Genomic DNA, 26,120 nt, shown 5'->3' on the forward strand with positions numbered 1-26,120 from the left:
CCTACAGTTCGGAAGCGTCGAGTACGCGCGCCTCCTCCGCGATGAGCCGATTTTCGGTCCGGCGCGCTTCCGGCATCGCGATCAGGCCGCGCCCGCGCAGATAGCCATCGGGTCCGGTGGTGCGCTCGGCGGTATATTCCGCGAGGAATTCCCGGATCGCCGGTTTCGCCGGCAGGTGCTCGCCCTTCACGTAAATATAGAGCGGCCGCGCCGCCTCGTATTCGTTCGAGGCGATCGCTTCATAGGTCGGCATAACGCCGTCGAGCTGGAGCGGTTCGACCTTGTCGAGATTCTCTTCGAGATAGGAATAGCCGAAAATCCCGATGGCGCGCGGGTTCGACACCAGCTTCTGCACGATCAGATTGTCGTTCTCGCCCGATTCTACGAAGGCGCCGTCTTCGCGCAGCCTGGTACACCGAGTTTCGAACTCGGTCTCGTCGGTTTCCTCGAGTGCGGCAAGCTCGGGATAGGTCTCGCAGCCGACGGTCATGACGAGTTCGTTGAACGCATCGCGCGTGCCGGACGTCGGCGGCGGGCCGAGAACTTCGATGGGACGGTCGGGCAGGCCGGGGTCGACCTCGTTCCAGTTTTCGACCTCATTCTCCTCCCCCTCCGGGGTGGTCGCGGCGAGGGCGCGGTAGAGCTGGCGCGCGGTCAGTTCCATCGGCTGGGCATCGCGACTTTGCGCGAAGGCGATTCCGTCGACGCCGACCTGAATTTCGATAATGTCGTTTACCCCGTTCCGGCGGCAGCGCTCCACCTCGCTCGTCTTGATGCGGCGGGAGGCGTTGGCAATGTCCGGATATTGCAGCCCGACCCCGGAACAGAAGAGCTGCAAGCCGCCGCCCGTCCCAGTGGACTCCACGATCGGCGTGGAGATTTCCGGCATCATGTTCTTCAGATTCTCGGATACCGCGGTGGTGAAGGGATAGACGGTGGAGGAGCCGACGATACGGATCGGCTCGCCGCCCGCTACGGCAGAAGAGTTTTCGCCTGTGGCGGGGCCATCCGAACAGCCGCTCAGCAGGACGAGACAGGTCGCGAGACCGGTGAAAAGACGCATATCTGATTTCCCTCTTCGGCGCGCCGCCCGTGGGCGACCGGAGTTTCCAATGCGTCTGCCGCATTGATATGACGTAATCATGTAAGGCATGGACCGGGCCTTCCGCCAGCGCCGCGATTGACTTCGCCGTCAAGCTGGGGAAGCGCGCTTACAGCCATGATGCGCCCCGCCACCATTGCCTATGCGACCTTCGGCATTGCTTCGCTGTGCGCCATGGATGCAGCCGTGAAGCTCGTAGCGCTGCAGGAGGGGGCGCTCACGGCGACATGGCTGCGCTATGTAGGCGGCGCGCTGATCTTTCTGCCGCTCGCTGCGCTAATGCGGCGCCCGGTTCCCGGTCCCGCGGGCCTCCGCATTCATGCTCTTCGCGGCGTCCTCCTGACGCTGACCAGTCTCACCTTCTTCTACGGCATTTCAATCCTCCCGCTTGCTGAAGCGATCACGCTTGCCTTCGTAGCGCCGCTGCTGACGCCTCCGCTCGCCGCCTTCTTGATCGGCGAGCGGCTGAAACCCCGCGCCATTCTCGCGGCGCTAATCGGCTTTGCCGGCGTCCTCGTCACCTTGCAGGGACGCGAAGAGAGCGCTGCTGCGAGCGGGGCGCATGGCTATGCGGTGGCATCGATCCTGCTGTCCGCGCTCTGCTATTCGCTTCAATCGCTGATCCTCAGGCAGCGCGCGCAGATCGACGACGAGATATCGGTCGCCGCGCTTGCGACAATCGTCCCGCTCGCGATCCTGACCCCGCTCGGCCTCTTCGCCGCGCCGCTTCCCGACGCCGGGTCGCTAGTGCCGGCACTTGCAGCCGGGGCGTTCGGCTCTGCCGGGATTTTCAGCTTGATCCGTGCCTATGCGCAGGCGGAAGCGCAGTTCGTCATGATCTTCGAATATACCGGTCTTATCTGGGCAGCCCTGTTTGGCTGGGTCCTGTTCGCCGAAATGCCGAGACCGGAGATATTCCTGGGCGCCGCCATCATCGCGATCGGCTGCCTGTTGGTTTCGCGGGGACGCCGGCGCCCCGCAGCGGGTAAGCAGAGCGCGTTTTGAGCCACGACCGCCCCTTCGCCCGCGCCGACTTTCGCATGCTGTTCCTCGTCCTGTTCGTGACCGCGGCGGGCAATACCGCGCTTCAGTCGGTATTGCCTGCGATCGGACGCGAACTCGAAATCCCGGACGTCGCCATCGCAGCCATTTTCAGTGTGTCGGCGCTGATGTGGACCTTGTCCTCGCCCTTCTGGGCGCGCCAGTCGGACAAGCGCGGCCGCAAGAAGCTCGTGCTGCTGGGAATGAGCGGATATCTGGTCTCCACCGCCTTCTGCGCGCTCGTCATCCTGGGCGGGCTGGTAGGCATCCTCGGTCCGCTGCTCATCGTCATCCTGTTCGCAGCGTTCCGGTCGCTGTTCGGACTGTTCGGCAGCGCCTCCAACCCCGCCGCCCAGGCTTATGTCGCGGTGCGGACAGACCGGTCCCGTCGCACCGGAGCGCTGGCCGTTCTCGCGAGCGCGTTCGGGCTCGGAACCATCGTCGGACCGGCTCTGGCACCTTTTTTCATCTTTCCCTTCGTCGAGCTGTCGGGCCCGCTCTTCGCCTTCACCGCCATCGCGTTGGTGACCATCATTCTGGTGCAGCGCTACCTCCCGCGGGACGACCCAGCCGAAATCGAACGGCTGCGCGTCGCCGGCGAAGGACGCAAGCGGCTGTCATGGTTCGATCCGCGCATTCGGCCCTTCGTCCTTTACGGCCTCGTCGCCGGGAACATGCAGGCCGTCCTTAGTCAGACACTCGGCTTCCACATCATCGATTCCACGGCGCTGCCGCCGACCGAGGCGCAGACCTTCATCGGCCTCGCCATGATGGCAGGCGCCGGGGCCACGCTGCTCGCGCAATGGGGGCTTATTTCCATGTTCGGCATGGAGCCGCGCGACCTCTGCCGCTGGGGGGCGGTGATGGCGCTTGCCGGAACGGCAACGATGATCTTTTCCACCGACTTCTACGCGATCACCCTAAGCTTCGCGCTGGCAATGCTCGGCTATGGCTTCGCCCGGCCCGGCTTCAGTGCGGGCGCCTCTCTTGCCGTCGACATCGAGGATCAGGGCGCAGCGGCCGGCACCGTCTCGGCGGTCAACGGGGCCAGCTTCATCCTCGCGCCTACCGTGGGGGTTGCGCTCTACCAGCTTTACGAGCCGCTTCCCTATATCCTCAGCGCGGCGGTGCTCGCCGTGATGACGATCTATACGCTGCGCAGCCGGGCGATTTCCGGCGCGGCGGAGTCCGCCTAGTCAAATTGCGCGTCCGGCGCACGGCTATGGTGCGGCTATGCTGCGCAGCATGACCGAAGACATTTCCGCGCATCTGCAAGACGCCCACATTCCCTCGCTGGTATGCGCGCTGGTGCATATGACAGGCGATACGCGGTGGCTGGAGGGGCCGCAGCCGGTCTACGACTTTTTCGGTGACGGCCAGGGCGACCTGCCGCCCCATTTCGTCGATGACGTCCGCAACATGGCAGCTGCTGCGATGGAGCGTTATTGCAGCGGTGCCGGGCTTCCCCCGCAGCCCGCGCCTGCCACGATCCGGCGCATGATGGACTTCATCGCCGGAGCGGAAATCCCTGAGGACTACGTCTCCTTCCTGACCGACGAACTGCGGCTGGAGGGCGGGGACACCCGCAAACCCGAACCGGTGCGGACACCGCAGCGGGTCGCAGTGATCGGGGCAGGCATGTCGGGCCTGCTCGCGGCGATCCGACTGGTTCAGGCGGGTCACGACGTCAGCATCATCGAGAAGAACGAGGATGTCGGGGGTACCTGGCTGGAAAACCGCTATCCCGGAGTGCGCGTAGACACCCCGAACCATCTCTACTCCTACAGTTTCGAGGCGAATCACGACTGGCCGCAGCATTACTCGACCGGAGATGTGCTGCTGTCCTATTTCCAGCGGGTTGCCGATAAATATGACCTGCGGCCGCTGATCCGGTTCGGGACGAGCGTCGAGGAATGTGTGTGGGACGAGGCGCGGTGCTGCTGGACCCTGCACCTGTCCGGAGAGCATGCCGGAACGCTGGACGCCGACGCAGTAGTCAGCGCGGTCGGCCAGTTGAACCAGCCTCGCTACCCGGAGATCGAGGGCCGCGACTCCTTTGCCGGTACGGCGTTCCATTCCGCGCGCTGGCCCGACGACGTCGAACTGTCGGGAAAGCGGGTCGCCGTCATCGGCACGGGGGCAAGCGCATTCCAGTTCGTGCCGGAAATCGCCCCCGAGGCCGAACATCTGTCGGTGTTCCAGCGTACGCCGCCATGGCTCGGACCCACTGAAAATTATCATGACGAGGTCAGCCGCGGGAAGAGCTGGCTGCTCGAACATGTGCCCTTTTACGAGCGCTGGTATCGCTTCTGGCTGAACTGGACGATGACGGATGGAATTCTCGACGCCGCCCGCGCCGAGGAAGGCTGGAATGGTCCAAAGGGAACGATCGGCGCCGTAAATGCCGAGCTGCGCGAGGCTCTGGTCGGAGAAATTTCCAAACAGGTCGCCGACAAGCCGGAACTGCTGTCGGGCGTCGTGCCTGAATATCCCATCGGCGGAAAGCGCTCGCTTCGCGACAACGGCGTTTGGATCGACGCGCTAAAGCGGCCCGATGTCGATCTGGTCGAAGTGCCCATCGCGCGCATCACCGCCACTGGCATCGAAACCGAGGACGGGGTTCACCATGATGCCGATGTGCTGATCTACGGCACCGGCTTCCGGGCGAGCGACTTCCTCTCCGGGATCGAAGTAAGGGGACGGGAGGGCCATTCACTCCATGATCGCTGGCAGGGCGATGCCCGGGCCTATCTGGGAATGACCGTCCCCGACTTTCCGAACTTCTTCATGCTGTACGGCCCGAACACGAACATCGTCGTCAATGGCTCGATCATCTTCTTCTCGGAATGCTCGGTCCGCTACGTCGTCGGCGCGCTTGCCGAACTCGACCGCCAAGGTGCTGCCGCGCTCGATGTTAAGCATTCGGTGCACGACCGGTTCAACGAACGGGTCGACGCGGAGAACGAAAAGATGGCCTGGGGACAGCCGGGTGTTTCCAGCTGGTACAAGAATGCGAAGGGGCGGGTCAGCCAGAACTGGCCCTTCCGCCTCGTCGACTATTGGAACGCCACGCTTGCGCCAGATCCGGAAGACTTCGACTTCACGCCGGCCCGTCCGCTTCGGCAAGCCGCCGAATAGTCGCAAAGACGAGGGCGGGCCCGGCGCCGAATGTCTATCGCGAGGCGGTCGGCCTCTGCTCGAACCCGGCAACGCACAGCTCGTCCGTAGCCGCGCGGTCCAGTCCCGACACGCCTGCGGCGGGCGGACCCGCGCGCATGCGCTCGGCCAGCGCCTCTACTGCATGCGCCGTGCCGCACAGCAGCGCCTGCACCGTCCCATCCTCCATGTTGCGGACCCAGCCGGACACGCCGGCCTCCTTTGCCGCCCGTACGGTCCAGGCGCGATAGCCCACACCCTGCACGCGGCCGCGGACCGTCAGCCGCTCGCAGCGCTCAAACGTCGTCGGCGGATTCGAACTCTTCGACATCGATCTCGTCCATCATGTGCCCAACCGCCACGGCAACCGTTGCGTCGCCCGTGATGTTCGTCATCGTGCGCATCATGTCCATGATCCTGTCGATGCCTGCCACGAGAGCGATGGTTTCAAGTGGCACGCCGGCAACGCCGAACACCAGGCTCATCATGATCAGCCCCGCGCCCGGTACGCCGGCCGCGCCCACGGACCCAAGCGTCGCCGTGATTGCGACGAGAATATATTCGGTCACTCCCAGGGTCACGCCGAAGGCCTGCGCACCGAAAAGCGTCGCCAGCCCCAGGTACATCGCCGTTCCGTTCATGTTGACCGTGGCGCCCAGGGCGACGACGAAGCTGGAGACGGATTTCGAGACGCCGAGATTTCGCTGCACGCAGCGAAGCGTGACGGGCAGGGTCGCGTTGGAACTTGCCGTCGAATAGGCCACCGCCTGCGCATCGACGATGCCCCGGAAGAAGTCGACTATGTGAAGGTTCTTCGTCAGCAGCTTGATGACGAGCGGATAGATGATGAGGATGATCAACCCGCATCCGAAATAGTTGAGCGCCAGCAGCTTCGCGAGCGGCAGCAGCGCTTCCAGACCCAGCGAGCCGGCGACCCATGCAATGAGGGCGAAGACGCCGAAGGGCGTCAGCTCCATGACCAGGATCGTCATTTTCTGCATGACGGTGGAGCCTGCATCCATCGCCTTGGTCATCGGGGCGCCGTCCTCGCCCGCCATCAGGATACCGATGCCGAACAGGATAGCGAAGACGATCAGGGGGAGGACATCGGTGTTCACCATCACTTCGACGGGATTTCCCGGGACCATGCCCAGAATCATGTCGATGGCCGTCGTCTCCTGAGGTTCGGGAACCACGGTTCCCGCCGGAAGGCTGATGTCGAGACCCGCGCCCGGAGCGATGACGGTGCCCAGCGTCAGGCCCAGGATGACCGACGCGGCGCCCGTCGCCAGGAACAGCAGGATGGCGCGCCCGCCGACCGAGCCCAGCTTCCTCAGGTCGCCGATCGCCGCGACGCCGGCCACCAGGGAAAAGAAGATCAGCGGCACGACCAGCATCTTGATCGCCTTGATGAACAGGTCGCCGATCCATTTGATCGACTCCGCCTCCGGACCCCAGATCAGACCGGTGATGACCCCCAGAATCAGCGCACCGATGACGCGCTGCCACAACGGAATGCGGAACCAGGCCTTGATCATGTACGGCGCCCCCCAACTCGGCACGAACTGCTGTGACGGCTTTCCTTGGCCGGGACGGCCTCGCAACGCAACGGTGGGAAGGACCACAGGCTCGGTCCGTTCGTTGAGGAGCGAAGAAGGAGCCTCAATGACCGACACCGCCCCGCCCTCCGCACCGAGCCCGAAACAGCCCCCTACGTCGGAGGAGCCTGGCCTCCCCGGCGATGAGAACCGCATGCAGGACAAGCCCGACTGGCACCCGCGCTACCCCGGATCGGGCAGGCTGGTCGGCAAGACCGCCATTATCACCGGCGGGGACAGCGGTATCGGCCGGGCCGTCGCGGTCCTGTTCGCACGCGAAGGGGCGAATGTGGCTCTCGTCTACCTCTCCGAGCATGAGGACGCCACGCGAACCAAGGCACTGTGCGAGGAGGAAGGCGCAAATGCGATCGCGATTGCCGGCGACTTGGGCGCAAAGGCGTTTGCTCAGGATGTGGTTGGGCAGACCGTCTCGGCATTCGGCTCTCTCGACATTCTCGTCAACAATGCCGGCGAACAGCATCCCGACGAGGCTGTGGAGGATATCACCGAGGAGCAGCTCCGCCGCACGTTCCAGACCAACATCTTTTCGATGTTCTTCATGACGCAGGCTGCGCGCCCGCACCTCTCACGGGGCGCCGCCATCGTGAACTGCACCAGCGTAACGATGTACAAGGGCTCGCCCGAACTGCTGGACTATTCCAGCACGAAGGGAGCGATAACCGCCTTTACACGCAGCCTGGCGGCAAACCTCGTCGACGACGGCATACGGGTAAACGCCGTCGCGCCGGGGCCGATCTGGACACCGCTAAACCCATCGGGCGGCAAACCGCCGGAGGAAATCCCGGACTTCGGCGAGAATACGCCCATGGGCCGCCCCGGGCAGCCGAACGAAGTCGCGCCTGCCTTTCTCTTTCTGGCATGCGAGGATTCGTCATACATGTCCGGGCAGGTACTGCATCCGAACGGAGGCGTGGTCGTCGGCAGCTAGGCGGCCTCTGCCCGCGCCAGCTCTTCGCGCACCTGTGCCGCCAGCTCGAAGCTGCGGACCCGCTTTTCGAAATCATGCACCGAGGCCGAGATGATGAGTTCATCCGCGCCCGTCTCGTCTGCAAATGCCTGAACGGCCTTCGCGACGGTCGCCGGCGCGCCGATGGCGCTGGCCGAGAGAACCGCCGAAAGGCGCGCGCGGGCATCCGCCGGCAAATCCTTTTCATAGTCCTTCACCGGCGCGGGCAGTTTGCCCGGCATCCCTCGCCCAAGGTTGACGAACGCCTGAAGCAGCGAGGTCGCGAGATACTGCGCTTCTTCGTCAGTGTCGGCGGCGACGATGTTGAAGCCAAGCATGGCATAGGGCTTGTCGAGGTAGCGGCTGGGCTGGAACCGTTCCCGGTAGACTTCCAGAGCCTGATGCATCGCCTGCGGCGCGAAGTGGCTGGCGAAGGCGTAGGGGAGACCGAAGTGCGCGGCGACCTGTGCGCCGTAGAGACTTGAGCCCAGGATCCAGACGGGAACCTCGGCGCCCTCGCCCGGCACCGCCTTTACCGGCCCGCGTCCTTCGAAATAGGCAAGCAGTTCAGCAACGTCCTGGGGGAACCTCTCCGCAGCTGCATAGAGATCGCGCTTCATCGCCTGCGCCACCTTCCCGTCGGAGCCCGGCGCCCTGCCGAGCCCCAGGTCGATACGCCCGGGATGAATGGCGTCGAGCGTGCCGAATTGTTCGGCAATGAGCAGCGGCGCGTGATTGGGCAGCATGACACCGCCCGCCCCGACACGGATCCGTTCCGTCCCGGCAGCTACATGTGCGATCGCCACGGAGGTCGCCGCGCTCGCAATGCCCTCCATGCCGTGATGCTCGGCGAGCCAGAAGCGGTTGTAGCCAAGCGCTTCGGCTTTCTGCGCGAGGGTTCGCGAGTTGAGCAGCGCCGTGCGAGCATCGCTGCCCTCTACCACCGGGGAAAGATCGAGAACCGAAAAGGGAATCATAAGCCGAGGACATCCTCCATCGTGTACCGGCCCGGCTCTTTCCCGCTGATCCAAAGGGCCGCGCGTATCGCGCCGCGAGCGAAAATCTCGCGGCTTTCCGCACGGTGACCGAGTTCGAGCCGCTCGCCGTCTGTTGCAAAGACGATGTGGTGATCGCCGGCCACCGATCCACCCCTCAGCGCGGCAAAGCCGATCTCGCCCGCCTTGCGCTTCGCATCCGCGCCGTCCCGTCCGCGCGCCGATACGGCGGCAAGGTCGACGCCCCGCCCATCGGCGGCCGCCTCGCCCAGGACCAAAGCGGTGCCGGACGGCGCGTCGACCTTGTGCCGGTGATGCATCTCGACGATCTCGATGTCCCAGTCGTCGCCGAGGCGCCGGGCCGTTTCGGTCACCAACGCCTTCAGCATCGTGACCCCCAAGCTGGTATTTGCCGTCTGCAGTACGGCGATGTCGCGCGCGGCCCGGTCGATCATGTCGTGATGCTCGCCGCCAAGGCCGGTAGTCCCGATAACGAGAGCGGCCTTCCCATCGATGGCGGCGTCCAGATTGGCCTGCAGCGCTGCGGGCGCCGTAAAGTCCACCAGAACATCGCACTGATGCGCAAGCGCAGAGGTATTGGCACAAATCGTCAGATCGCCTGCGCCCAGCTCTCGTCCGACGGCCGGATGACCTGCGGCTTCGGCGGCGCCGCCCAGCACTGCCCCCTCGGTGGCGCCAAGTTCTGCGAGAATCGTCTCGCCCATACGTCCGCCTGCGCCCAATACGCCGATGCGACTTGCCACTCGCGCCTCTCTTCCTAGGGATGTCCGCTGTCAAAGCGTCGAGGATGAAGGAACGGACTGTGAGCGACAAGCCGCGATCCATCGTCATACTTACCGGGGCCGGGGTCTCAGCCGAATCGGGCGTGCCCACTTTCCGGGGGCCTGACGGGCTATGGGAAGGTCACCGGGTCGAGGAGGTCGCGACACCTGAAGCCTTTCGGCGCGATCCGGATCTCGTCCTCAAATTCTACGACGCGCGCCGCGCAGCGCTCGAGACGGTGGAACCGAATGCGGCGCACGCCGCGCTGGGACGGCTGGATGCGGAGTTCGGCGGCGAACTGCTGATCGTCACACAGAATGTCGACGACCTTCACGAGCGCGGCGGGGCAAAGCGGCTGCGCCACATGCACGGCGAACTGAAGCGCGCCCGCTGCACGGCCTGCGGCGCGCGCCAGCAGGCTCCGCAAACACTGATCGACCGGCCGGCCTGCTCCTCCTGCGAAGCCACGGGGCACCTGCGGCCCGACATCGTCTGGTTCGGCGAAATGCCGTTTCATATGGAGGAAATCGATCGCGCACTGGAGCGGGCCGACCTGTTCGTCTCCATCGGCACGTCGGGGGCGGTCTACCCGGCAGCCGGCTTCGTCCGCATCGCCTCCGGGCATGGCGCGCGAACGCTCGAAATGAACCTCGATCCGTCCGAAGGCACCTTCTACTTCGACGAGGCGCGGCATGGACCGGCCGGCCAGCTCGTCCCGGCCTGGGTCGAGGAAATCCTCTCCTAGCCGAACACCCGCTCGATCAACCTGGGACCTGAAAACGTCAGTCGCCGTCGCGCAGTTCGACCAGTTCGGATACCATCCGCGACCGCTGGGCCCTGGCACTGCGATCGCGGTCGACCGCGTAAATGGCCTGCAGGACGGAATAATCCCAGGGGCTCAGTTGCTGCGCCCCGTCTTCTTCGAACAGGCCGAGCACACTGCCGCGCGAGGGCGGGATTTCGATCCCGAACTCGGCGAGCGTTACCAGCGCGGCATGATCTGCCAGCCCACGCAGCGGCAAATCCCCGACCTGCTCTAGGTCTATGACAGCCGAGGCCGCGCGCAGCGTCCGGCGACCGCCCTCCGAAAGCAGGGTGGAGGTCCATCTCTTCCCGAAGGTCGTGCCTTCGCGCGCGCCGAGTACCGATTTCCCGGACGACGTTCGACCTATGAACGCCGGCTGTTCGGACATCAGCCGCCGTCCGTTTTCGCCGCGCCGCTCGATAACGTACCACCAGCGGATCGGGCGGCCCGGTGCGAACAGGGCGTCCCGCTTCGTCGGCGGTACATCCGCAAATAGGCTCGGGCGGCTAGTCTTCATCACGCGGAGGTCTTCATCCGGGTCGTGCGAGAACAGGACCGACAGGTTCGGCGAACAGTCCTGTCCGGCGAGACCGGCACCAAGCGATTCGGCAATCAGCTGGATACGCCTCGCGACGGCATCCGATTCGGCAGCCGTCAGACCATAAACCTGTGCGCAGATAGGGCGATGCCAACGGGCCACCTGGCGATCGTAGAGCGTCAGGCCGAGCTCCCTCACAAGTGCACGAGCGGTCGCGGCGGTCTCCTCGGCAGCCCGCTTTCCCTCGATGACGATCTCGTCCTCATTCGCGGCGCTGGCCGTCTCACCGGTCACGGTCGAGATGGCGAGGATCAAAAGAAACCGGTCACGGTCGAGATGGCGAGGATCAAAAGAAACCGGTCACGGTCGAGATGGCGAGGATCAAAAGAAACAGGACCCGCACGATGATGACTCCTCCCCGTTTCCCCGCTTTCAGTCCACTCACGAAGACAGAATTGCGGCGACCGGGCCGGAGATCAAAGGGAACGTCCCACTCAGCAGTCGATGATGCGTTCCAGCCGCTCGATGTCGGCGGATAGTTCACCGTCGCCGGCGCGAAGTTCCTCGATGCGCTTCACCGCATGCATGACCGTTGTGTGATCGCGCCCGCCGAAGCGCTTGCCGATGTCGGGAAGGCTGCGCGGGGTCAGCCGCTTGGCAAGGTACATGGCGATCTGCCGTGGCCGGGCCACATCTCGCGCGCGCCGCGCGGACAGCATGTCCGATAGCTTGATGTGATAGAATTCCGCCACTTCCCGCTGGATCCGGTCAACAGTCACCCGGCGGGAATGCGAGCGCAGAACGCTCGACAGGACCTGGCGCGCCGTCGCCACGTCGATCGCGCTCCCACGTGTCTTCGAATAGGCGATCACGCGGTTCAGCGCCCCTTCGAGCTCGCGGATGTTGCCGGTTACCTTGCGGGCCAGGAAGTCGACGACCTCCTCGCTGACGAGCGCGTTGCTCTCGAACCCCATGCGCGTGAGCTTTTCGTTCAGAATATTGAGCCGAAGCTCATATTCGGCCGGATTGATGTCGGCGACGAGCCCCCAGGCCAGGCGCGAGCGCACGCGCGCCTCGATCCCGTCGAGATCCTGTGGCGGCCGGTCCGCCGAAATCACGAGGGGGCGTTCCGCAGCGATGATCTCGTTCATCGTGTGGAACATCTCTTCCTGCGTCGACTCCTTGCCTCCGATGAACTGGATATCGTCGATCAGCAGAAGGTCGGCGGTTCGAAGACGGCGCTTGAAGCTGAGCGTATCCTTGGCGCGCATCGCAGCGAGGAATTCGCACATGAACTTCTCGGCCGACATGTAGACGACCTTCGCGGAGGGATCGCGGCGACGAAACTCCCAGCCGATCGCATGCATCAGGTGGGTTTTGCCGATCCCCGTAATCCCGTGCAGGAACAGGGGGTTGAAGGTGATATCGCCGCCCTCGGCAACGGCTTTGGCCGCACCATAGGCCAGCTCGTTGGCCTTCCCGACCACAAAAGCCTCGAAGGTGTAGCGCGGATTGAGAACCGCAGCATTCTGCGCGTCGGGGTCCGACGCTGCCTGCTGCCGACTCGCAGATTCCGCCGGGTTGCCCACGACGGGTTCCGAGGCCTCGATATGCTGCGCGTCGGGGACTGCGGACACGGTCCGGACGCCGCTTTCGATCCGGACGTTACGCACCGGGCTTCCCCCGGCGCCCCAGAGCAGCCGCAGGCGTTCGACATAGTGGCTGCGCACCCAGTCGGCCTTGAACGCCGTCGGCATGTTCAGCACCGCAGTATCGTGATCGATCCCGACGAATGTCAGTTCGGAAAGCCAGGAAGAAAAGGTGCGCGGTCCGAATTCGGCCTTCAGTGCCTCGCGGATCCGGCCCCAACGCGCCGCCGAGTCGAAAGCCTCCGTCACATCACTCGCTGCCTGCAGACTTGCCAACTTCCGAACCTCCCTGCCGTGCGCTTCCGCCTCAGCAACAGACAAAGCATCTCCTGCCGCCGTCTCCCGGGAAACGGCGAGTCTGGAACTGCCTGCTGTTACGTTGGCCCTGCCTAACTGCTTCGCACTAACTACGAAGGAACCACGAAAGACAGAACCCCCCGAATCTAAATAAACGCAACCTGCTTCACTCAGATACAGCTTACCCGTTTACCGCGAATACTTCTCTCGCGGTCACTTCCCGGCACCAATGCATGGGAATACTGGAAAGACTTGGGCCGCCTGTGCTGGCGAGGTCCTTTTGTAGGTCGGCTGAGGCCTGCCTTTCAAGGGTCCGGCTGCAACAGAACTTAAATAAATAAATTGACAGAGGGAGGCCCGCGATTCGCTGCTTGGCACAGGCCGTCAGAGCCGCCGCGAACCGCAGGCCATCGCCCGCGACTCATTGAAAAGACATGATTCTTACGAAAAAGGGCGCCGGATCCAGATGAACCCGACGCCCTAGTTTTTTGAAAAGACGAAGCTTTTAGCCGATCGCCTGAATCCGGTGCGAAAGACGGGACAGTTTGCGTGCCACGGTATTCTTGTGAAGCACGCCCTTGGCAGCCCCGCGCTGCAGGTGCGGCTGCGCCGTCTGAAGAGCCTGACGGGCCGCATCCTTGTCGCCCGCCGCAATCTCAGCCTCGATCTTCTTCACATAAGTGCGGATCTCGCTGACGCGCGAGCGGTTGATGTCCGCACGGCGGTCGTTGCGACGAATGCGCTTGCGCGCCTGAGGTGTATTGGCCATCGGCTCTTACTGGTCCTGCTACGAATTTCGGGTCGTCCGTCAGGCCGCAGCGAAGTTCGCGCGGGCTAACGGCGGTGCGCAGGTTTCCCTGCGAACCGAAAGGCGCGCAGATAGGGACTGCCTTCTTCCGCGTCAAGCGCTTCTCGGTATCAGCGCTGGCACCTGGGGCAGAAGAAGCTGGATCGCCCCGATTGGACGATTCGCCGAATCGGCTGTGCGCAGGTCAGGCAAGGCTCGCCTTCGCGGCCATATACTTTGAACTCATGCTGGAAATATCCAAGGTCTCCGGAAGGCTGGGCGAAGTCGCGAAGCGTCGAGCCGCCGGCCCGGATCGCGCGGCGCAGCACCGCCGGGATCGTCCCGGCCAGCCGGCCGAGCTCCCTGTAGGTCACGCGCTCGCCCTTGCGGGTGGGGCGCACCCCCGCTTCGAACAGCGCCTCGCAGACATATATATTGCCAAGCCCGGCGATGCGCCGTCCATCGAGGAGCAGCGCCTTGATGGGCGACCTGCTGTTACGGATGACCGCCGCCAGATAGTCCGCGGTCAGCTCTCCGGAGAGCGGCTCGGGCCCGCAGGCGGCGATCAGCGGATGCGCCGCGAGCTCCTCGGTACGCACCAGGTGGAGCGAACCGAAGCGGCGCGGGTCGTTCAGCGCGATGCGAGTCTCGTCCGTCGAGAAGATGACATGGTCGTGCTTTGCGATCTCTTCTGGGGCGATGCGCATACGGCCCGACATGCCCAGGTGCAGGATGACGCTGTCGCCGCGGTCGGTATGGAGAAGGCCGTATTTCGCCCGGCGGCCGACATCCACAATGCGCGCACCTTGCAGCTGCTGCCGAAAGTCGGGCGATACTGGCCAGCGAAGGTCCGGGCGCCGCACCTCTACCTCCGTCAGGCGCCGCCCCCTTAGATGGGCACCGATGCCGCGCATCGTCGTTTCAACCTCGGGAAGTTCGGGCATTGGGCCGGGAAGATCGCCTGCTCTGATTGACGCCTCGCGACATAAGGCGCGTTTGCCGCGGAATGAAGGTGCGGCTAAGCGCCCGGGAATGACCGAAACCACCGTCAGCTATGGCTTCCAGGACGTAACGCCGGAGGAAAAGACCCGCCGCGTCGGGTCCGTCTTCGAGCGCGTGGCGCGCCGCTACGACATCATGAACGATTTCATGTCGGGCGGACTGCACCGAATCTGGAAGGACGAATTCGTCGAAAAGGTCGCGCCGCGGCCCGGGGAGCGCATTCTCGACATGGCAGGCGGAACCGGTGACATCGCCTTTCGCATGGCGCGGCGCGGCGCGCATGTGACCGTCTCCGACATCAATCCGCACATGCTCGAAGAAGGCCGCAAGCGGGCGCCCGCGAAATTGGCGGACCTACTCGCCTGGCAGGAAGAGAATGCCGAAACGCTCAGCTTCTCCTCCGCCAGGTTCGACGCCTATACGATCGCCTTCGGCATCCGCAATGTGACCGACATTCCCGCGGCGCTGCGCGAGGCCCACCGGGTGCTGAAGTTCGGCGGCCGTTTCTACTGCCTGGAGTTCAGCCGCATGGAGTGGCCGGTCGCCGCCGACCTGTACGACGCCTATTCGCTGAAGGTCGTGCCGAAGATCGGCAAGATCGTCGCTCAGGACGAGGAAGCCTATCAGTATCTCGTCGAGTCGATCCGGCGCTTCCCGCCGATGGAAGAATTTCGGGCGATGATCGGCGAGGCCGGCTTCGCGCGCACGTCGGTAAGGCCCATTCTCGGCGGCCTGGTGGCGATTCACTCCGGCTGGAAGCTTTGACCACCCGCCTTACGCATATGCGGCGCGTCTTCAGCTGGGCGCGCACCCTGGCACGCCACGGCGCTTTGCGCGTGCTGGAAACCCACCCGCATTCGCCGCCGCAACTGCGCAGGCTTGCGAAGGCAGCCCGCTTCGGCACCGGTGCGCCGAAAGAGCCGCGCTACAAGCAGGCATTTCAGGAACTCGGACCGGCTGCCATCAAGCTCGGCCAGGCCCTCGCAACGCGGCCCGACCTCGTGGGCGAGGCGGCCGCGCGCGAGCTGGCGACGCTTCAGGATCAGCTAGAACCCTTCGCCTTTTCCGATGTGTGCGCCAGCATCGAAGCCGCGTTCGAGCGGCCGGTCTCCGAACTGTTCGCCTCTATCGAGGAAACGCCGGTCGGGTCGGCCTCCATCGCCCAGGTCCACCGGGCGGTCACGACAGACGGGCGCACGGTCGCCGTGAAAGTACTGCGCCCGGGAATCGAGGACGAATTCGCCAGAGCCATCGAAACCTATGAATGGCTGGCGGCACGGATCGAGACGATGGGCGGGGAATTCGCGCGGCTGAGGCCACGCGCCACCATTGCTTATTTTCGCCGCTGGACCGAGCGCGAGCTGAACCTGCGCATCGAGGCCGCCTCCGCTTCGGAACTAAAGCAGGACCTGGCTGCGGAGCCTGGCTTCGTCATCCCGGAAATCGACTGGCAGCGCACGGCGCGGCGAGTGATGACCGTCGAATGGATTGACGGCATCAAGATGACGAATCTTGCGGCGATTGACGAGGCCGGGCTCGACCGGCGCGCGCTTGCCACCATCCTCGTGCGCGGCTTCCTGCGTCAATCCGTGATTAACGGCTTCTTCCACGCCGACCTGCACCAGGGAAATCTCTTCGCCCTTCCCGATGGCCGCATCGCCGCCATCGACTTCGGCATCATGGGGCGCATCAACCACAAGGCGCGGCTGTGGCTTGCCGAGATCATGGCCGGCCTCATCAACGGCGAATATCGCCGGGTGGCGGAGATTCACTTCGAGGCGGGCTACGTGCCGCCGCACCACGACATGAACGAATTCATCACCGCGCTGCGATCGGTGGGCGAGCCGATTCGCGGCCTCCCGGTGAAGGATATCTCGATCGGCCAGATGCTGGACGGCCTGTTCACCATCACACGCCAGTTCGACATGGTGACCCAGCCGCATCTCCTCCTCCTCCAGAAGACGATGGTGATGGTCGAAGGGGTCGCCTATGCGCTCGACCCCGAGGTCAACATGCAGGCGATCGCGGAACCGCTGATCCTCGAATGGGGCCGCGACGAACTCGGCCCGGAAGGCCAGCTCGCAGACAAGATCGTGCGCGACTGGCGGACGCTTCTGGAGTTGCCCGATTTCATGCGCCGCGTCATGACACTCGTGCCCGACCCGGGCGCTGCGCCTCCCCTGCCGCCGCTCGCTCCGCTTCCGGAACCGCGGCGCGCCGGACCGATCCCCTGGCTCCTGCTTGGCTCCGGCATCGGGGCAGGCCTGTTCGCGCTGGGGCTGACCTTCTAGGCTGGGGCTTGCTGTCTAGGATGGATCTTCCGGTCGCCGCGACCGGCCGAACGTCCGAATGGCGATCAGCACACCGCCGGCTGCCGTGATCAGCGCGGCCAGGGACACGAGGGCCCTTTCCCAGCTGGCAAAGAGGGCGGAGACAAGGTCACCCGCATTCCGCGCTTCCTCCACCGCCCGCAGGAAATTCGCCCAGAAGCCGATGCTGATTTCCAGGTCGACACTTTCCTCGTAGCGGTCGAGCCGCGTCGTTCCGCACCTGCCGTCGGCTGCCACCTCCATCACCTCCACGTCGACGCTGGCCGTATAGATGCCCGGCTCTTCGGGCAGCACGGTCCAGCGCCACTCGGCCCGGCCCATATCGCGGGCGAGCGGTTTGACGACGCCGTTTTCACTCAGAATGTCGATCGACGGCGGCGCGGCGAAGGTGGCTTTCATGCAGCGGCCGATATGCAGATCGCGCGCCGGCAGAATCTCGGTCCGTGTGCCGGCCTGGCGCTCGATCCCCGCATCCGTTGCCGCCACGAAGAAGCGAATCTGCGCCCGTTCGCCCACCCACATGTCGGGCGGCTCTGCGAAACTGCCCCTGCCCATCCGAACACCCCCGCAGTCGAGGTCGCCGCTAGGGCAGCTCGCCGGCCCCGCCCCCTCTATGGAATCAGAGGCCGTCTCACCGTCGGCCGAATCAGCGGGCGCGAAGACCGCGCTGTCGTCCGCCTCGTCTTGGTGCGATCCGGCCGAACCCGGGGTTGCCACCACGACGGGTTCGCTGGGCGCAATCGGTGCCGCCGACCCTTCGTCCTCACCGGCGCCTGAAGGAGGTGGCGGAGGCGGTGGTGGTGGAGGGGGCGGTGGTGGTGGAGGCGGCGGTGGTGGTGGAGGCGGCGGCGGCGGTGGTGGGGGCGGGGGCGGCGGAGGCGCGGCAGTCGCATCGTCTCCAGTGCCTGCAGGCGTGCGATCGCCGAGCGATGCCCCGTCCGAACAGCTCGTCAGCGCAGCCGCTGCCAGCCCTATGCCCATGAAAATCGATCGCACGTTGCCGCCGCTCCCCGCTCGTACGCAACGCAACCCCCCGGCTCAGACCCCTAAGTCGCGCAGCGCGGTCCGGCAAGAAGCTGAGCGCTAGCCGCGAGAGGACACGCGGTCTAAACGCAGTCTCCTTATGCAGGGTAAGCGCATTCTCCTCATCGTTTCCGGCGGCATTGCGGCCTACAAGGCGCTCGAGCTTGTGCGCCTCCTCAACCGGGAGGGGGCGCAGGTACGTGCGGTCATGACCGAAAGCGCCAAGAGCTTCGTCACGCCGCTGTCCCTGTCGGTCCTCACCGGTGACCGGGTCTTTGGCAATATTCTGGACGCGACGGAAGAGTCCGAGATCGGCCATATCCAGCTATCGCGCGACGCCGACCTGGTGGTTGTCTGCCCCGCCACGGCCAATCTGATGGCGAAGGCGGCGCAGGGCCTGGCCGACGATCTGGCTACGACATTGCTTCTCGCGACAGACACGCGCGTTCTCTGGATCCCGGCGATGAATGTGCGCATGTGGCATCACCCGGCCACGAAGCGGAATGTGGCCCAACTCTCTGCGGATGGAGCGCACGTCATGAGCCCCGACGAGGGCGGCATGGCCTGCGGCGAATGGGGCGCCGGCCGCCTGCCCGAACCGCCCGCCATCGTCGATCGCATCCGCAGCGAGCTTAGTGCCGAAACGAAGCTGCCCCCGCCGGAGGGCGCACGGCCACTTGCGGGAAAGCGCGCGGTCGTGACCGCGGGGCCTACGCATGAACCGATCGATCCGGTGCGCTACATCGCCAACCGGTCGAGCGGACGCCAGGGTTTTGCCATTGCCGAGGCGCTGGCGGCGCTGGGAGCGGACGTCACGCTTGTCGCCGGTCCGGTAACTCTGCCGGCCCCGCGAAACGTGCGGCGCATCGATGTGGAAAGCGCCCGCGAGATGAGACAGGCGGTGGAAGATGCGCTGCCTGCCGACATCGCGGTGATGGTGGCGGCGGTCGCGGACTGGCGCGTCGCTGAGGAGGCGCCGACCAAGCTGAAGAAGGACGGCGCCAGCCTTCCACCCCTGACGCTTGCCGAAAATCCGGACATTCTGGCGGAACTGTCGATGCACGACCGGCGGCCCCGACTGGTCGTAGGCTTCGCCGCGGAAACCGACAATGTCGTGGACCACGCATCCGCGAAGCTTGCGCGCAAGGGCTGCGACTGGATCGTCGCAAACGACGTATCCGGCGATGTGATGGGCGGCGCGGACAACCGCGTTCATCTGGTAACGGCGGGCGGTGTAGAGGACTGGCCGGACCTTCCCAAGAGCGAGGTGGCCCGCCGCCTTGCCGACCGAATCGCGAAGGAGTGCGCATGAGCGCGATCACGATAGAACTCAAGCGGCTGGACCATGCGGAGGGGCTTCCCGAACCTGCCTACGCGACCGACGGCGCGGCAGGCATGGACGTCGTGGCGGCAGAGGATGTCGACCTTGAGCCCGGCGCACGGCACGCCGTCGCGACCGGCTTCGCCATGGCCATCCCTGCTGGCTATGAGGTGCAGGTCCGGCCCCGCTCAGGCCTGGCGCTGAAGCATGGCGTTACCTGTCTGAACACGCCCGGCACCATCGATTCCGACTATCGCGGCGAAGTGAAGGTCATTCTCGCCAATCTCGGCAGCGAATCCTTCGCCGTTCGCCGCGGCGAACGCATTGCACAGCTGGTTCCGGCGCCCGTTCAGCGCGCAGTCTTCGCCGCAGTAGAGACGCTATCCGAGACGGCGCGCGGCGAAGGCGGCTTCGGGAGCACCGGGCGCTAGGCGCCCCACGCAATGACGGAAACACTCTCCGAAAAGCTCGAGAGAACCGGGTCAGCGCATTGTCCCAGCTCGTTGAAGGATTGGCTCCCCGAGTTGGAGCAGCTGCCGTGGCCGGAAGCTGCGGGGCTCCGAATCGACCTGAACAGGCCCGGACTGAACGGTTTACGGGAAACGCTCGAGGCGTTCGCATCCGACCAGTTGGGCGTGCGAATGCAGGCGGTTCGAGCAACGTTGTTCGACAAGTGCCTGACCTCCAACTGGTCCCTTGGGTGGCATCAGGATCGGACCGTGGCAGTATCTGGCGAGCGTCGCCCCCCAGGCTACAAATGCTGGAATCGAAAGAGCGGCGTCGATCACTGCCAACCCCCGCTACCGGTGCTCCGCCGAATGCTGACAGCCCGTGTGCATCTTGATCCTGTCGATGATTCAAACGGCCCTCTAGAGATACTTGAGGCGTCTCATGCCGGAGGCGTACTGACGTCTGGAGCAATCACCGAAATCGTCAAAACGGGGACTCGGTCTATCTGCTTGGCCAATCCTGGAGACATCTGGCTCTACAAGACGCTGATCGTGCACCGCTCTGGTGCATCGAACTCCTCTAACCGGCGGCGAGTTCTTCAGCTTGATTTTTCGCCGGACTCGGCTCTGCCGGGCGGCGTGTCGTGGGCCTTTGCTAGGAAAGGCAACGCTTGAGAATGACGCTCACCGATCAGCAGCTTGAACGGTATGCCCGTCATATTGTGCTGCCCGAGATCGGCGGGGCCGGACAGCAGCGCCTTGTCGATGCGCGAGTGGCGGTCGTCGGCGCGGGCGGTTTGGGGGCTCCGCTGCTCCAGTATCTGGCGGCGGCCGGCGTCGGCTACATCACGCTGATCGACGATGACGAGGTCGATCTGTCCAATCTGCAGCGCCAGGTGCTGCACGGCACCGCCGACATCGGCATGAAGAAGACCGCCAGCGCCAAGGTCGCGCTCAAATCGCTGAACGCGGAAGTCCGCGTCGACCCGAAGGCGGAGCGCCTGACCGGAGCGAATGCGGCAGAGCTGCTCGGCGGTCATGACGTCATCGCCGACGGGTCCGACAGCTTTGCGACGCGCGGCGTCGTCGCGGATACCGCCCTGGCGCTGAAGACCCCGCTGGTCAGCGCGGCCGTCGGCCCGTTCGACGGCCAGCTCGGCACCTTCGAAGGCTGGAAGGCAGATCAGCCCTGCTGGCGCTGCTTCGCCGGCAACGCGTCCGACCGTCCGGAAAACAGCTGCGCCGAGCGCGGCATTCTGGGCGCGGTTGCAGGGATCATGGGGTCGATGCAGGCGCTGGAAGTCATTCGCAGCCTCGTTCCCTTCGGCGAGCCGATGGCGGGGCGCATGCTGTTTTACGACGCGTGTGGTCAAAGGATGCGCACGGTTCGCCTGCCCAAAGACCCCGATTGCCCGGCATGCCACGCGGCCTGACCCTCGTCGTCCTGTCCGACGAGCATGCCCGGGTGCATGGCGGACTGACGCTGGCCGCCACTGCGGCCGCGATGGGACGATCGGTACAGGTGTTCTTTCAGGGGGAAGCGGTACGCGCAGTGCTCGCGGACCGATGCTGGGCGAAGGATCCGTCGCTGCGCGAGCATGGCATCGCGACGGTGCGCCAGCTTCTCGATCAGTGCAGTGAGCTGGGCGTCAGGCTGGTCGCCTGCGAGACCGGAATTCACCAGACCGGCGCACGGCAGAGGGGACTGTACGCGGCAGTGGAAACAGGCGGGCTTGTCGGCGCGCTGACCGAGGATGCGGAACTGGTGACTATCTGACAGGCGGCCGGCAACGACCAGCCACCTGCAAGAAGCGTTACGCGGCGGCTTCGGCCTGCTCGCGCGCCTTCTTGATCTTCCGCTTCACCTTCTGCGCCTTGTCGGACAGCTTCTCGTTCTTCGTCTTGAGGAGCCAGTTGTCGAGGCCGCCATTATGCTCGACGCAGCGCAGGCCGTGCGTCGACACCTTGAACGTCTCGGCCCGGCCGAGCGCGTCGGAGATCAGCGAGACCTTCTGCAGGTTCGGCAGGAACACCCGCTTGGTGCGGTTGTTGGCGTGGCTGACATTGTTACCCACGAGCCGGCCCTTGCCGGTCAGTTCGCATACGCGCGACATCGCTAAACCCTCTGGCATCCGATTTTCATTGAGACGCTCCATAGAAGCGCCGGGGCACCGCCGGACGGCACCCGTTCAAGCTGCGCGCACATAGGGCGTGGCCGCGCCGACGTCAAGCAAGGAAGGTCAGGTGAGAAGGCCGAGGAGCAGGGGAACGAGAACTGATCCAAGCAGGCCGGTAATGATCAGCGCGAGCGCCGAATATTCGCCGCTGGCCCGGTCGGTGCGGAGCAGGGCGTCGGTCGCGACCACATGCCCCGACTGGCCCGCTGCCAGTCCGAGCGCGTCGGGCGCAGTCAGGCCGAGCCGGCGAAACAGCGGCGGTACCGTCAGTGCGCCGATCATGCCGGTCGCGACCACCAGCCCCGCGGCAAGCGCAGCCGGACCCCCGATCCGTTCCATGATGGCGATGGCAAACCCGCTTGAAACGGTCTTTGCCGATAGCGCCTCGACAAGCGGGACGGGAAGGCCCGCCAGCCGCGCAAGCCCGATTCCCGCCGCTATGGTGACTGACGTGCCGACGAGAAGCGCGCAGAAGGCAGGAAGCGCGCGGCCCTTCAGCGCCTTTAACCGGTCGGCAAGCGGCACGCCGAGCGCGACGATCGCGAGTTCCAGCGCGAGGACGAGCGGCCCGGCCGCCGCCCGGTAGGCCGACGGGGTCATTCCGGTCAGCCATAGCGCAAGCCAAATGCCGAGGGCAGCCAGCAGGACGGGATTTACCAGCGGATGCGGGACCGCCGCGGCGACCTTGAGCGCCGCCCAATAGGCAAGCAATGTCCCGGCAGTGACGATGAGGACGATGGTCATGCCCGGACCCCGCGGGACCGGAACAGCAGATAGCAGCCCGCCGTCGTTCCCGCGCCCAGAAGCGTCGTCAGCACCAGAATCCCGAAGACTACGGGCCCATGGTCGCCGAGAAGAGGAAGGAACATCGCGAGGCCCACAAAGGGCGGTACGATGAAGGCGCCCAGCCAGCGTACGAAGAGCGACGAGGCGGCTGCGAGCAACCTGCGCAGCCATGGCGAGACCCCGCTCGCAAGGGCGATCAGGAGCAGGCCCAGCACTGCCGCCGGGACCGGCAATCCGGTGGTCAGGGCGAGAATGACGCCCACTTCCCGCGCAAGGAACAGCGCCGCGACGCCGCCCAGGAATGTCGCCGCCGATCCTAGTTGCTTGCTAGCCATGGAGCGCCCCTCTATCGAGTTCTCCCCTATGCCGCATTATGCGATCCACTGCATCGACAAGCCCCATGCGGGCGACCTGCGCGCCGAAACGCGGGCGGCCCATCTCGACCATATCCGCAGCAAGGGCGAGGATGTGCTGATTGCCGGACCGCTGCTCGATGGTGAAGGAAGCCCGATCGGGTCGCTGCTGGTCATCGACTTTGCCGACCGGAAGGAGGCCATCGCCTTTGCCGCGGCCGATCCCTATGCGCAGGCGGGCCTGTTCGCCAGCGTCGCCGTGACGTCGTGGCGCCAGGTCCTTCCCGAACAGGAGTGACCTCTTCACCGCAGACCGTTGAGCTGGGAGAGCTGGCGCTCGACGGCGGCGCCGTGCTGCCGTCGCTGCAGGTGGCGTTCGAGACGTATGGCGAGCTCTCGCCGCAGCGGGACAATGCCGTTCTCGTCTGTCACGCGCTGACCATGGACCAATATGCGGCCAGCCGGCATCCGGTGACCGGAAAGCCCGGCTGGTGGACTCGCATGATCGGTCCCGGCCGCTCGCTCGATCCGCAACGACATTTCATCATCTGCGCGAACGTCCTCGGCTCGTGCATGGGAACGACGGGTCCGAAAAGCCTGCACGAGGATGGCCGGCCCTGGGGTCTGCGCTTTCCCGTCATCACCATAGCGGACATGGTGCGTGCGCAGGCGAAGCTGCTCGACCATCTCGGTATCGATCGGCTCTGCGCGGCGATCGGCGGCTCGATGGGAGGCATGCAGGTGCTGCAATGGGCCAGCCTCTATCCGGACCGGGTGGAGAGGGCCGTCGCAATCGCCACCGCGGCGCGGCACAGCGCGCAGAACATCGCCTTTCACGAGGTGGGGCGACAGGCCATCATGGCGGATCCCGCCTGGGCCGGCGGCGACTATTATGGCGGCCCGGCCCCGGCTGCAGGTCTGTCGGTGGCGCGCATGGCCGCGCATATCACCTATATGTCCGAACAGGGGCTGACCGAGAAATTCGGACGCCGCCTGCAGGACAGGGAGGCGATCAGCTTCGGCTTCGATGCCGATTTCCAGGTCGAATCCTACCTCCGCCACCAGGGTAGCAGCTTTACCGACCGGTTCGACGCCAACTCATATCTCTACATCACTCGGGCCATGGACTATTTCGACCTTGCCGAACGTCATGGCGGGGTTCTGGGGGAGGCCTTCCGCGGCAGCGGTACCCGGTTCTGCGTCATCAGCTTCAATACCGACTGGCTCTATCCGACTTCCGAATCGCGCCGGGTCGTGCATGCGCTGAACAGCGTGCGAGCGCCCGTCAGCTTCGTGGAGCTGTCTTCGCCCTACGGACATGACGCCTTCCTCCTCGAGTCCCCCGACCTCTACCGGATCGTCGACGGCTTCCTGTCGGGAACACCTTCATGAGCCTTCGTCCCGACCTCGCCGTCATTGCCGACAATGTCCCGGAGGGCTCGAGTGTTTTCGATATCGGCTGCGGCGACGGCGCGCTGATGGCCGAACTCGTGTCCCGGCGCGGGGTCGATGCGCGCGGACTGGAACTCGACGCGGACAATGTCGCGGCTGCCGTCGCGAAAGGCCTTTCCGTCGTCCAGGGCAATGCCGATACCGACCTCGACACCTATCCCGCGGGAAGTTTCGATTACGCCATCCTGTCGCAGACCCTCCAGACCACCTGGCGGCCGGACCTCATTCTCAAGGACCTGATGCGCCTGGGCAGCCACGCCTTCGTTTCCTTTCCCAATTTCGCCCACTGGCGCATCCGGACGTCGCTTCTGCTCGGCGGGCGCATGCCGGTCACGCGGCTGCTCCCCGCGCGCTGGTACGACACGCCCAACATTCATCATCTGACGATCGACGACTTCCGCGCGCTGGTCGACGATCTCGGGTTCCGGATCGAGAAATCCTGGTTCCTCTCGGGCGGCCACCGCACCGGAGGACGGCTTGCCAATCTGATGGCCGAGCACGCCGTTTTCCTGCTGGGGCGCTAGTCCATTTCCCCGCGCGCCCGGCGCAGGGCAAACCAGGCTCGGACATTCTCGTTATGCTCGGCCAGCGTCTCGGCGAATGCATGTCCGCCGGAACCGTCAGCCACGAAGTAAAGCGCATCCGTTTCGGCCGGGTTCAGCACCGCCTCGATCGATTCGCGACCCGGATTGGCGATGGGCCCGTCCGGCAAGCCCGTCATGGAATAGGTGTTGTAGCCGTTGACGGCGTCGATCTCGGACTGCCGGATCCGCCGCCCCAGCGGCCTCCCCTTGGTAATGGGGTAGATGATGGTCGGATCGGCCTGCAGCCTCATGCCGATTTCCAGCCGGTTTCGGTAAACACCGGCAACCGTGGGCCGCTCGGCAGGGTCCGCCGTTTCCTTCTCCACGATAGAGGCGAGGATCACTGCCTCACGCGGGGTGTCGACCGGCGTGTCCTCGCTGCGCTCGTCCCACAGTTCGGCGACGGTCTCCGTCATAGCCTGCTGCATGCGGCCGAGAAGGGCGGACCGCGGCTCCCCCCGCTCGTAATTATAGGTGGCCGGAAGGACGCTGCCTTCTTCGGGCACGTCGATCTCTCCGGTCAGGAAGGGCGCAGCCATGATCCGCTCGTGCACCAGCACGGACGGCAGCCCTTCCGGGATCGTGATCCGCCGCTGTACGGGTTCGGCATATTGCAAGATATTCAGCGCGTCGGCAGCGCTGACCTCGGCGGGGAAGCGGAACTCGCCGGCGCGGATGGGAGCAGTCTCTCCAAAGGCCCGCGACAGGATGCGGAAGCGGTCCGCATTGGCGAGCACGCCTTCTTCCTCGAGCAAGAGCGCAGCCCGCGCCTGCGAACTGCCGCGCGGGATGACGACGTTCGTGGCTTCCGCGAGCGGCCCCGGCTCGACCCATTCGCTACGGCCGTAGAGGAAGGCGCCGGCGGCAAGGATTCCGCCAAGCACGAGGAGGCCGACCAGGACGCGGATGAAAACGCGCACGGGCC

General features: G+C 65.1%; 29 protein-coding genes. 15 read left to right on the forward strand and 14 right to left on the reverse strand.

Annotated features, from left to right (window positions below; genetic code table 11):
• Nucleotide 1: 1 nt before the first annotated feature.
• Nucleotides 2-1,063 (reverse strand): substrate-binding domain-containing protein, encoded by a 1,062-nt coding sequence (locus KCN53_RS02260; protein WP_088711637.1) that lies wholly within the window; start codon nt 1,061-1,063, stop codon nt 2-4.
• A gap of 156 nt (nt 1,064-1,219) precedes the next feature.
• On the opposite strand from KCN53_RS02260, the gene KCN53_RS02265 reads away from it, so the two are divergent.
• The 3 genes from KCN53_RS02265 to KCN53_RS02275 are packed head-to-tail and all read left to right on the forward strand — an operon-like array spanning nt 1,220 to nt 5,281.
• On the forward strand, nt 1,220-2,107 hold the full coding sequence (locus KCN53_RS02265; RefSeq protein WP_088711636.1) for a DMT family transporter: 888 nt from the start codon (nt 1,220-1,222) through the stop codon (nt 2,105-2,107).
• Nucleotides 2,104-3,339: an MFS transporter gene (locus tag KCN53_RS02270; protein ID WP_224199292.1), complete on the forward strand. Its 1,236-nt coding sequence runs from the start codon at nt 2,104-2,106 to the stop codon at nt 3,337-3,339. Before KCN53_RS02265 ends, KCN53_RS02270 begins: the two co-directional genes overlap by 4 nt.
• A 37-nt stretch (nt 3,340-3,376) precedes the next feature.
• Complete coding sequence (locus KCN53_RS02275; RefSeq protein WP_088711635.1) at nt 3,377-5,281, forward strand: flavin-containing monooxygenase; 1,905 nt, start codon at nt 3,377-3,379, stop codon at nt 5,279-5,281.
• 34 nt (nt 5,282-5,315) lie between these two features.
• On the opposite strand, the gene KCN53_RS02280 is transcribed toward KCN53_RS02275, so the two are convergent.
• Both KCN53_RS02280 and KCN53_RS02285 read right to left on the reverse strand, forming a co-directional pair.
• The gene (locus tag KCN53_RS02280) at nt 5,316-5,630 is read right to left on the reverse strand and encodes an acylphosphatase (protein ID WP_088711634.1); all 315 of its coding nucleotides are present in this window, start codon (nt 5,628-5,630) and stop codon (nt 5,316-5,318) included.
• Entirely contained in the window at nt 5,596-6,837 is a 1,242-nt protein-coding gene (locus KCN53_RS02285; RefSeq protein ID WP_088711633.1) for a dicarboxylate/amino acid:cation symporter, read from the reverse strand. Before KCN53_RS02285 ends, KCN53_RS02280 begins: the two co-directional genes overlap by 35 nt.
• A gap of 127 nt (nt 6,838-6,964) precedes the next feature.
• On the opposite strand from KCN53_RS02285, the gene KCN53_RS02290 reads away from it, so the two are divergent.
• Complete coding sequence (locus KCN53_RS02290) at nt 6,965-7,846, forward strand: glucose 1-dehydrogenase (protein WP_088711632.1); 882 nt, start codon at nt 6,965-6,967, stop codon at nt 7,844-7,846.
• On the opposite strand, the gene KCN53_RS02295 is transcribed toward KCN53_RS02290, so the two are convergent.
• Entirely contained in the window at nt 7,843-8,841 is a 999-nt protein-coding gene (locus KCN53_RS02295; protein ID WP_088711631.1) for an LLM class flavin-dependent oxidoreductase, read from the reverse strand. The genes KCN53_RS02290 and KCN53_RS02295 overlap by 4 nt on opposite strands.
• The gene (dapB, locus tag KCN53_RS02300; protein WP_224199295.1) at nt 8,838-9,623 is read right to left on the reverse strand and encodes a 4-hydroxy-tetrahydrodipicolinate reductase; all 786 of its coding nucleotides are present in this window, start codon (nt 9,621-9,623) and stop codon (nt 8,838-8,840) included. The genes KCN53_RS02295 and dapB overlap by 4 nt, the downstream gene beginning before the upstream one ends.
• A 59-nt stretch (nt 9,624-9,682) precedes the next feature.
• Here dapB and KCN53_RS02305 point away from each other — a divergent pair, with 59 nt between their 5' ends.
• Nucleotides 9,683-10,387 carry an NAD-dependent deacylase gene (locus tag KCN53_RS02305; protein WP_224199297.1) on the forward strand — a complete coding sequence of 235 codons (705 nt, stop codon included), beginning with the start codon at nt 9,683-9,685 and terminating at the stop codon, nt 10,385-10,387.
• Between the two features lie 37 nt (nt 10,388-10,424).
• Here the strand turns inward: KCN53_RS02305 and KCN53_RS02310 are convergent, their stop codons facing one another.
• The 4 genes from KCN53_RS02310 to mutM form a co-directional block, all read right to left on the reverse strand.
• Nucleotides 10,425-11,300 carry a hypothetical protein gene (locus KCN53_RS02310; RefSeq protein WP_088711629.1) on the reverse strand — a complete coding sequence of 292 codons (876 nt, stop codon included), beginning with the start codon at nt 11,298-11,300 and terminating at the stop codon, nt 10,425-10,427.
• A 179-nt stretch (nt 11,301-11,479) separates the two neighbouring features.
• On the reverse strand, nt 11,480-12,910 hold the full coding sequence (dnaA, locus tag KCN53_RS02315; RefSeq protein WP_088711628.1) for a chromosomal replication initiator protein DnaA: 1,431 nt from the start codon (nt 12,908-12,910) through the stop codon (nt 11,480-11,482).
• 526 nt (nt 12,911-13,436) lie between these two features.
• Nucleotides 13,437-13,700: a 30S ribosomal protein S20 gene (gene rpsT / locus KCN53_RS02320; protein WP_088711627.1), complete on the reverse strand. Its 264-nt coding sequence runs from the start codon at nt 13,698-13,700 to the stop codon at nt 13,437-13,439.
• A 149-nt stretch (nt 13,701-13,849) separates the two neighbouring features.
• A complete protein-coding gene (mutM, locus tag KCN53_RS02325) occupies nt 13,850-14,662 on the reverse strand; it encodes a bifunctional DNA-formamidopyrimidine glycosylase/DNA-(apurinic or apyrimidinic site) lyase (protein WP_088711626.1) in 813 nt (270 codons plus the stop codon).
• A gap of 88 nt (nt 14,663-14,750) precedes the next feature.
• On the opposite strand from mutM, the gene KCN53_RS02330 reads away from it, so the two are divergent.
• Both KCN53_RS02330 and ubiB read left to right on the forward strand, forming a co-directional pair.
• Nucleotides 14,751-15,485 (forward strand): class I SAM-dependent methyltransferase, encoded by a 735-nt coding sequence (locus KCN53_RS02330; protein WP_088711625.1) that lies wholly within the window; start codon nt 14,751-14,753, stop codon nt 15,483-15,485.
• On the forward strand, nt 15,482-17,011 hold the full coding sequence (gene ubiB, locus KCN53_RS02335; RefSeq protein ID WP_088711624.1) for a 2-polyprenylphenol 6-hydroxylase: 1,530 nt from the start codon (nt 15,482-15,484) through the stop codon (nt 17,009-17,011). The genes KCN53_RS02330 and ubiB overlap by 4 nt, the downstream gene beginning before the upstream one ends.
• A gap of 15 nt (nt 17,012-17,026) precedes the next feature.
• On the opposite strand, the gene KCN53_RS02340 is transcribed toward ubiB, so the two are convergent.
• On the reverse strand, nt 17,027-17,605 hold the full coding sequence (locus KCN53_RS02340; protein WP_172406116.1) for a hypothetical protein: 579 nt from the start codon (nt 17,603-17,605) through the stop codon (nt 17,027-17,029).
• Between the two features lie 568 nt (nt 17,606-18,173).
• Between KCN53_RS02340 and coaBC the strand changes: the two genes are divergently transcribed.
• The 5 genes from coaBC to KCN53_RS02365 are packed head-to-tail and all read left to right on the forward strand — an operon-like array spanning nt 18,174 to nt 21,620.
• On the forward strand, nt 18,174-19,385 hold the full coding sequence (gene coaBC, locus KCN53_RS02345) for a bifunctional phosphopantothenoylcysteine decarboxylase/phosphopantothenate--cysteine ligase CoaBC (protein ID WP_088711622.1): 1,212 nt from the start codon (nt 18,174-18,176) through the stop codon (nt 19,383-19,385).
• On the forward strand, nt 19,382-19,825 hold the full coding sequence (dut, locus tag KCN53_RS02350; protein ID WP_088711621.1) for a dUTP diphosphatase: 444 nt from the start codon (nt 19,382-19,384) through the stop codon (nt 19,823-19,825). Before coaBC ends, dut begins: the two co-directional genes overlap by 4 nt.
• 12 nt (nt 19,826-19,837) lie before the next feature.
• Complete coding sequence (locus KCN53_RS02355) at nt 19,838-20,518, forward strand: phytanoyl-CoA dioxygenase family protein (RefSeq protein WP_143712180.1); 681 nt, start codon at nt 19,838-19,840, stop codon at nt 20,516-20,518.
• A gap of 2 nt (nt 20,519-20,520) precedes the next feature.
• Nucleotides 20,521-21,276 carry a HesA/MoeB/ThiF family protein gene (locus KCN53_RS02360; RefSeq protein ID WP_088711620.1) on the forward strand — a complete coding sequence of 252 codons (756 nt, stop codon included), beginning with the start codon at nt 20,521-20,523 and terminating at the stop codon, nt 21,274-21,276.
• Nucleotides 21,261-21,620 (forward strand): DsrE family protein, encoded by a 360-nt coding sequence (locus tag KCN53_RS02365; protein ID WP_088711619.1) that lies wholly within the window; start codon nt 21,261-21,263, stop codon nt 21,618-21,620. The genes KCN53_RS02360 and KCN53_RS02365 overlap by 16 nt, the downstream gene beginning before the upstream one ends.
• A gap of 37 nt (nt 21,621-21,657) precedes the next feature.
• On the opposite strand, the gene rpmB is transcribed toward KCN53_RS02365, so the two are convergent.
• The 3 genes from rpmB to KCN53_RS02380 all read right to left on the reverse strand — a co-directional run bounded on the left by rpmB (nt 21,658) and on the right by KCN53_RS02380 (nt 23,141).
• The gene (gene rpmB, locus KCN53_RS02370) at nt 21,658-21,957 is read right to left on the reverse strand and encodes a 50S ribosomal protein L28 (RefSeq protein ID WP_088711618.1); all 300 of its coding nucleotides are present in this window, start codon (nt 21,955-21,957) and stop codon (nt 21,658-21,660) included.
• A gap of 126 nt (nt 21,958-22,083) precedes the next feature.
• Nucleotides 22,084-22,764, reverse strand: a complete 681-nt coding sequence (locus KCN53_RS02375) for an LrgB family protein (RefSeq protein ID WP_088711617.1) — start codon at nt 22,762-22,764, stop codon at nt 22,084-22,086.
• Nucleotides 22,761-23,141 (reverse strand): CidA/LrgA family protein, encoded by a 381-nt coding sequence (locus KCN53_RS02380; protein ID WP_088711616.1) that lies wholly within the window; start codon nt 23,139-23,141, stop codon nt 22,761-22,763. The genes KCN53_RS02375 and KCN53_RS02380 overlap by 4 nt, the downstream gene beginning before the upstream one ends.
• Nucleotides 23,142-23,169: 28 nt before the next feature.
• Between KCN53_RS02380 and KCN53_RS02385 the strand changes: the two genes are divergently transcribed.
• From KCN53_RS02385 to metW, 3 genes are read left to right on the forward strand one after another with little or no spacing between them, the layout of a single operon-like run.
• The gene (locus tag KCN53_RS02385; RefSeq protein WP_088711615.1) at nt 23,170-23,457 is read left to right on the forward strand and encodes a YciI family protein; all 288 of its coding nucleotides are present in this window, start codon (nt 23,170-23,172) and stop codon (nt 23,455-23,457) included.
• On the forward strand, nt 23,454-24,551 hold the full coding sequence (gene metX / locus KCN53_RS02390; protein ID WP_088711614.1) for a homoserine O-acetyltransferase MetX: 1,098 nt from the start codon (nt 23,454-23,456) through the stop codon (nt 24,549-24,551). Before KCN53_RS02385 ends, metX begins: the two co-directional genes overlap by 4 nt.
• Nucleotides 24,548-25,135 (forward strand): methionine biosynthesis protein MetW, encoded by a 588-nt coding sequence (gene metW / locus KCN53_RS02395; RefSeq protein WP_088711613.1) that lies wholly within the window; start codon nt 24,548-24,550, stop codon nt 25,133-25,135. The genes metX and metW overlap by 4 nt, the downstream gene beginning before the upstream one ends.
• Here the strand turns inward: metW and mltG are convergent.
• Entirely contained in the window at nt 25,132-26,115 is a 984-nt protein-coding gene (mltG, locus tag KCN53_RS02400) for an endolytic transglycosylase MltG (protein WP_224199299.1), read from the reverse strand. The genes metW and mltG overlap by 4 nt on opposite strands.
• Nucleotides 26,116-26,120 lie beyond the last annotated feature (5 nt).

Origin of the sequence: Pacificimonas aurantium (assembly GCF_020092905.1) — a bacterium.
In the GTDB taxonomy this organism is placed as follows: domain Bacteria; phylum Pseudomonadota; class Alphaproteobacteria; order Sphingomonadales; family Sphingomonadaceae; genus Pacificimonas; species Pacificimonas aurantium.

Coding starts and splice junctions, on each gene's coding strand:
- KCN53_RS02355 (WP_143712180.1), top strand. CDS start 19,838: ATGACGGAAACACTCTCCGAAAAGCTCGAGAGAACCGGGTCAGCGCAT.
- KCN53_RS02340 (WP_172406116.1), bottom strand. CDS start 17,605: ATGGGCAGGGGCAGTTTCGCAGAGCCGCCCGACATGTGGGTGGGCGAA.
- rpsT (WP_088711627.1), bottom strand. CDS start 13,700: ATGGCCAATACACCTCAGGCGCGCAAGCGCATTCGTCGCAACGACCGC.
- mutM (WP_088711626.1), bottom strand. CDS start 14,662: ATGCCCGAACTTCCCGAGGTTGAAACGACGATGCGCGGCATCGGTGCC.
- rpmB (WP_088711618.1), bottom strand. CDS start 21,957: ATGTCGCGCGTATGCGAACTGACCGGCAAGGGCCGGCTCGTGGGTAAC.
- KCN53_RS02260 (WP_088711637.1), bottom strand. CDS start 1,063: ATGCGTCTTTTCACCGGTCTCGCGACCTGTCTCGTCCTGCTGAGCGGC.
- KCN53_RS02280 (WP_088711634.1), bottom strand. CDS start 5,630: ATGTCGAAGAGTTCGAATCCGCCGACGACGTTTGAGCGCTGCGAGCGG.
- metW (WP_088711613.1), top strand. CDS start 24,548: ATGAGCCTTCGTCCCGACCTCGCCGTCATTGCCGACAATGTCCCGGAG.
- KCN53_RS02380 (WP_088711616.1), bottom strand. CDS start 23,141: ATGGCTAGCAAGCAACTAGGATCGGCGGCGACATTCCTGGGCGGCGTC.
- dut (WP_088711621.1), top strand. CDS start 19,382: ATGAGCGCGATCACGATAGAACTCAAGCGGCTGGACCATGCGGAGGGG.
- coaBC (WP_088711622.1), top strand. CDS start 18,174: ATGCAGGGTAAGCGCATTCTCCTCATCGTTTCCGGCGGCATTGCGGCC.
- KCN53_RS02275 (WP_088711635.1), top strand. CDS start 3,377: ATGCTGCGCAGCATGACCGAAGACATTTCCGCGCATCTGCAAGACGCC.
- KCN53_RS02360 (WP_088711620.1), top strand. CDS start 20,521: ATGACGCTCACCGATCAGCAGCTTGAACGGTATGCCCGTCATATTGTG.
- KCN53_RS02285 (WP_088711633.1), bottom strand. CDS start 6,837: ATGATCAAGGCCTGGTTCCGCATTCCGTTGTGGCAGCGCGTCATCGGT.
- KCN53_RS02385 (WP_088711615.1), top strand. CDS start 23,170: ATGCCGCATTATGCGATCCACTGCATCGACAAGCCCCATGCGGGCGAC.
- KCN53_RS02290 (WP_088711632.1), top strand. CDS start 6,965: ATGACCGACACCGCCCCGCCCTCCGCACCGAGCCCGAAACAGCCCCCT.
- KCN53_RS02265 (WP_088711636.1), top strand. CDS start 1,220: ATGATGCGCCCCGCCACCATTGCCTATGCGACCTTCGGCATTGCTTCG.
- KCN53_RS02295 (WP_088711631.1), bottom strand. CDS start 8,841: ATGATTCCCTTTTCGGTTCTCGATCTTTCCCCGGTGGTAGAGGGCAGC.
- KCN53_RS02375 (WP_088711617.1), bottom strand. CDS start 22,764: ATGACCATCGTCCTCATCGTCACTGCCGGGACATTGCTTGCCTATTGG.
- KCN53_RS02330 (WP_088711625.1), top strand. CDS start 14,751: ATGACCGAAACCACCGTCAGCTATGGCTTCCAGGACGTAACGCCGGAG.
- KCN53_RS02365 (WP_088711619.1), top strand. CDS start 21,261: ATGCCACGCGGCCTGACCCTCGTCGTCCTGTCCGACGAGCATGCCCGG.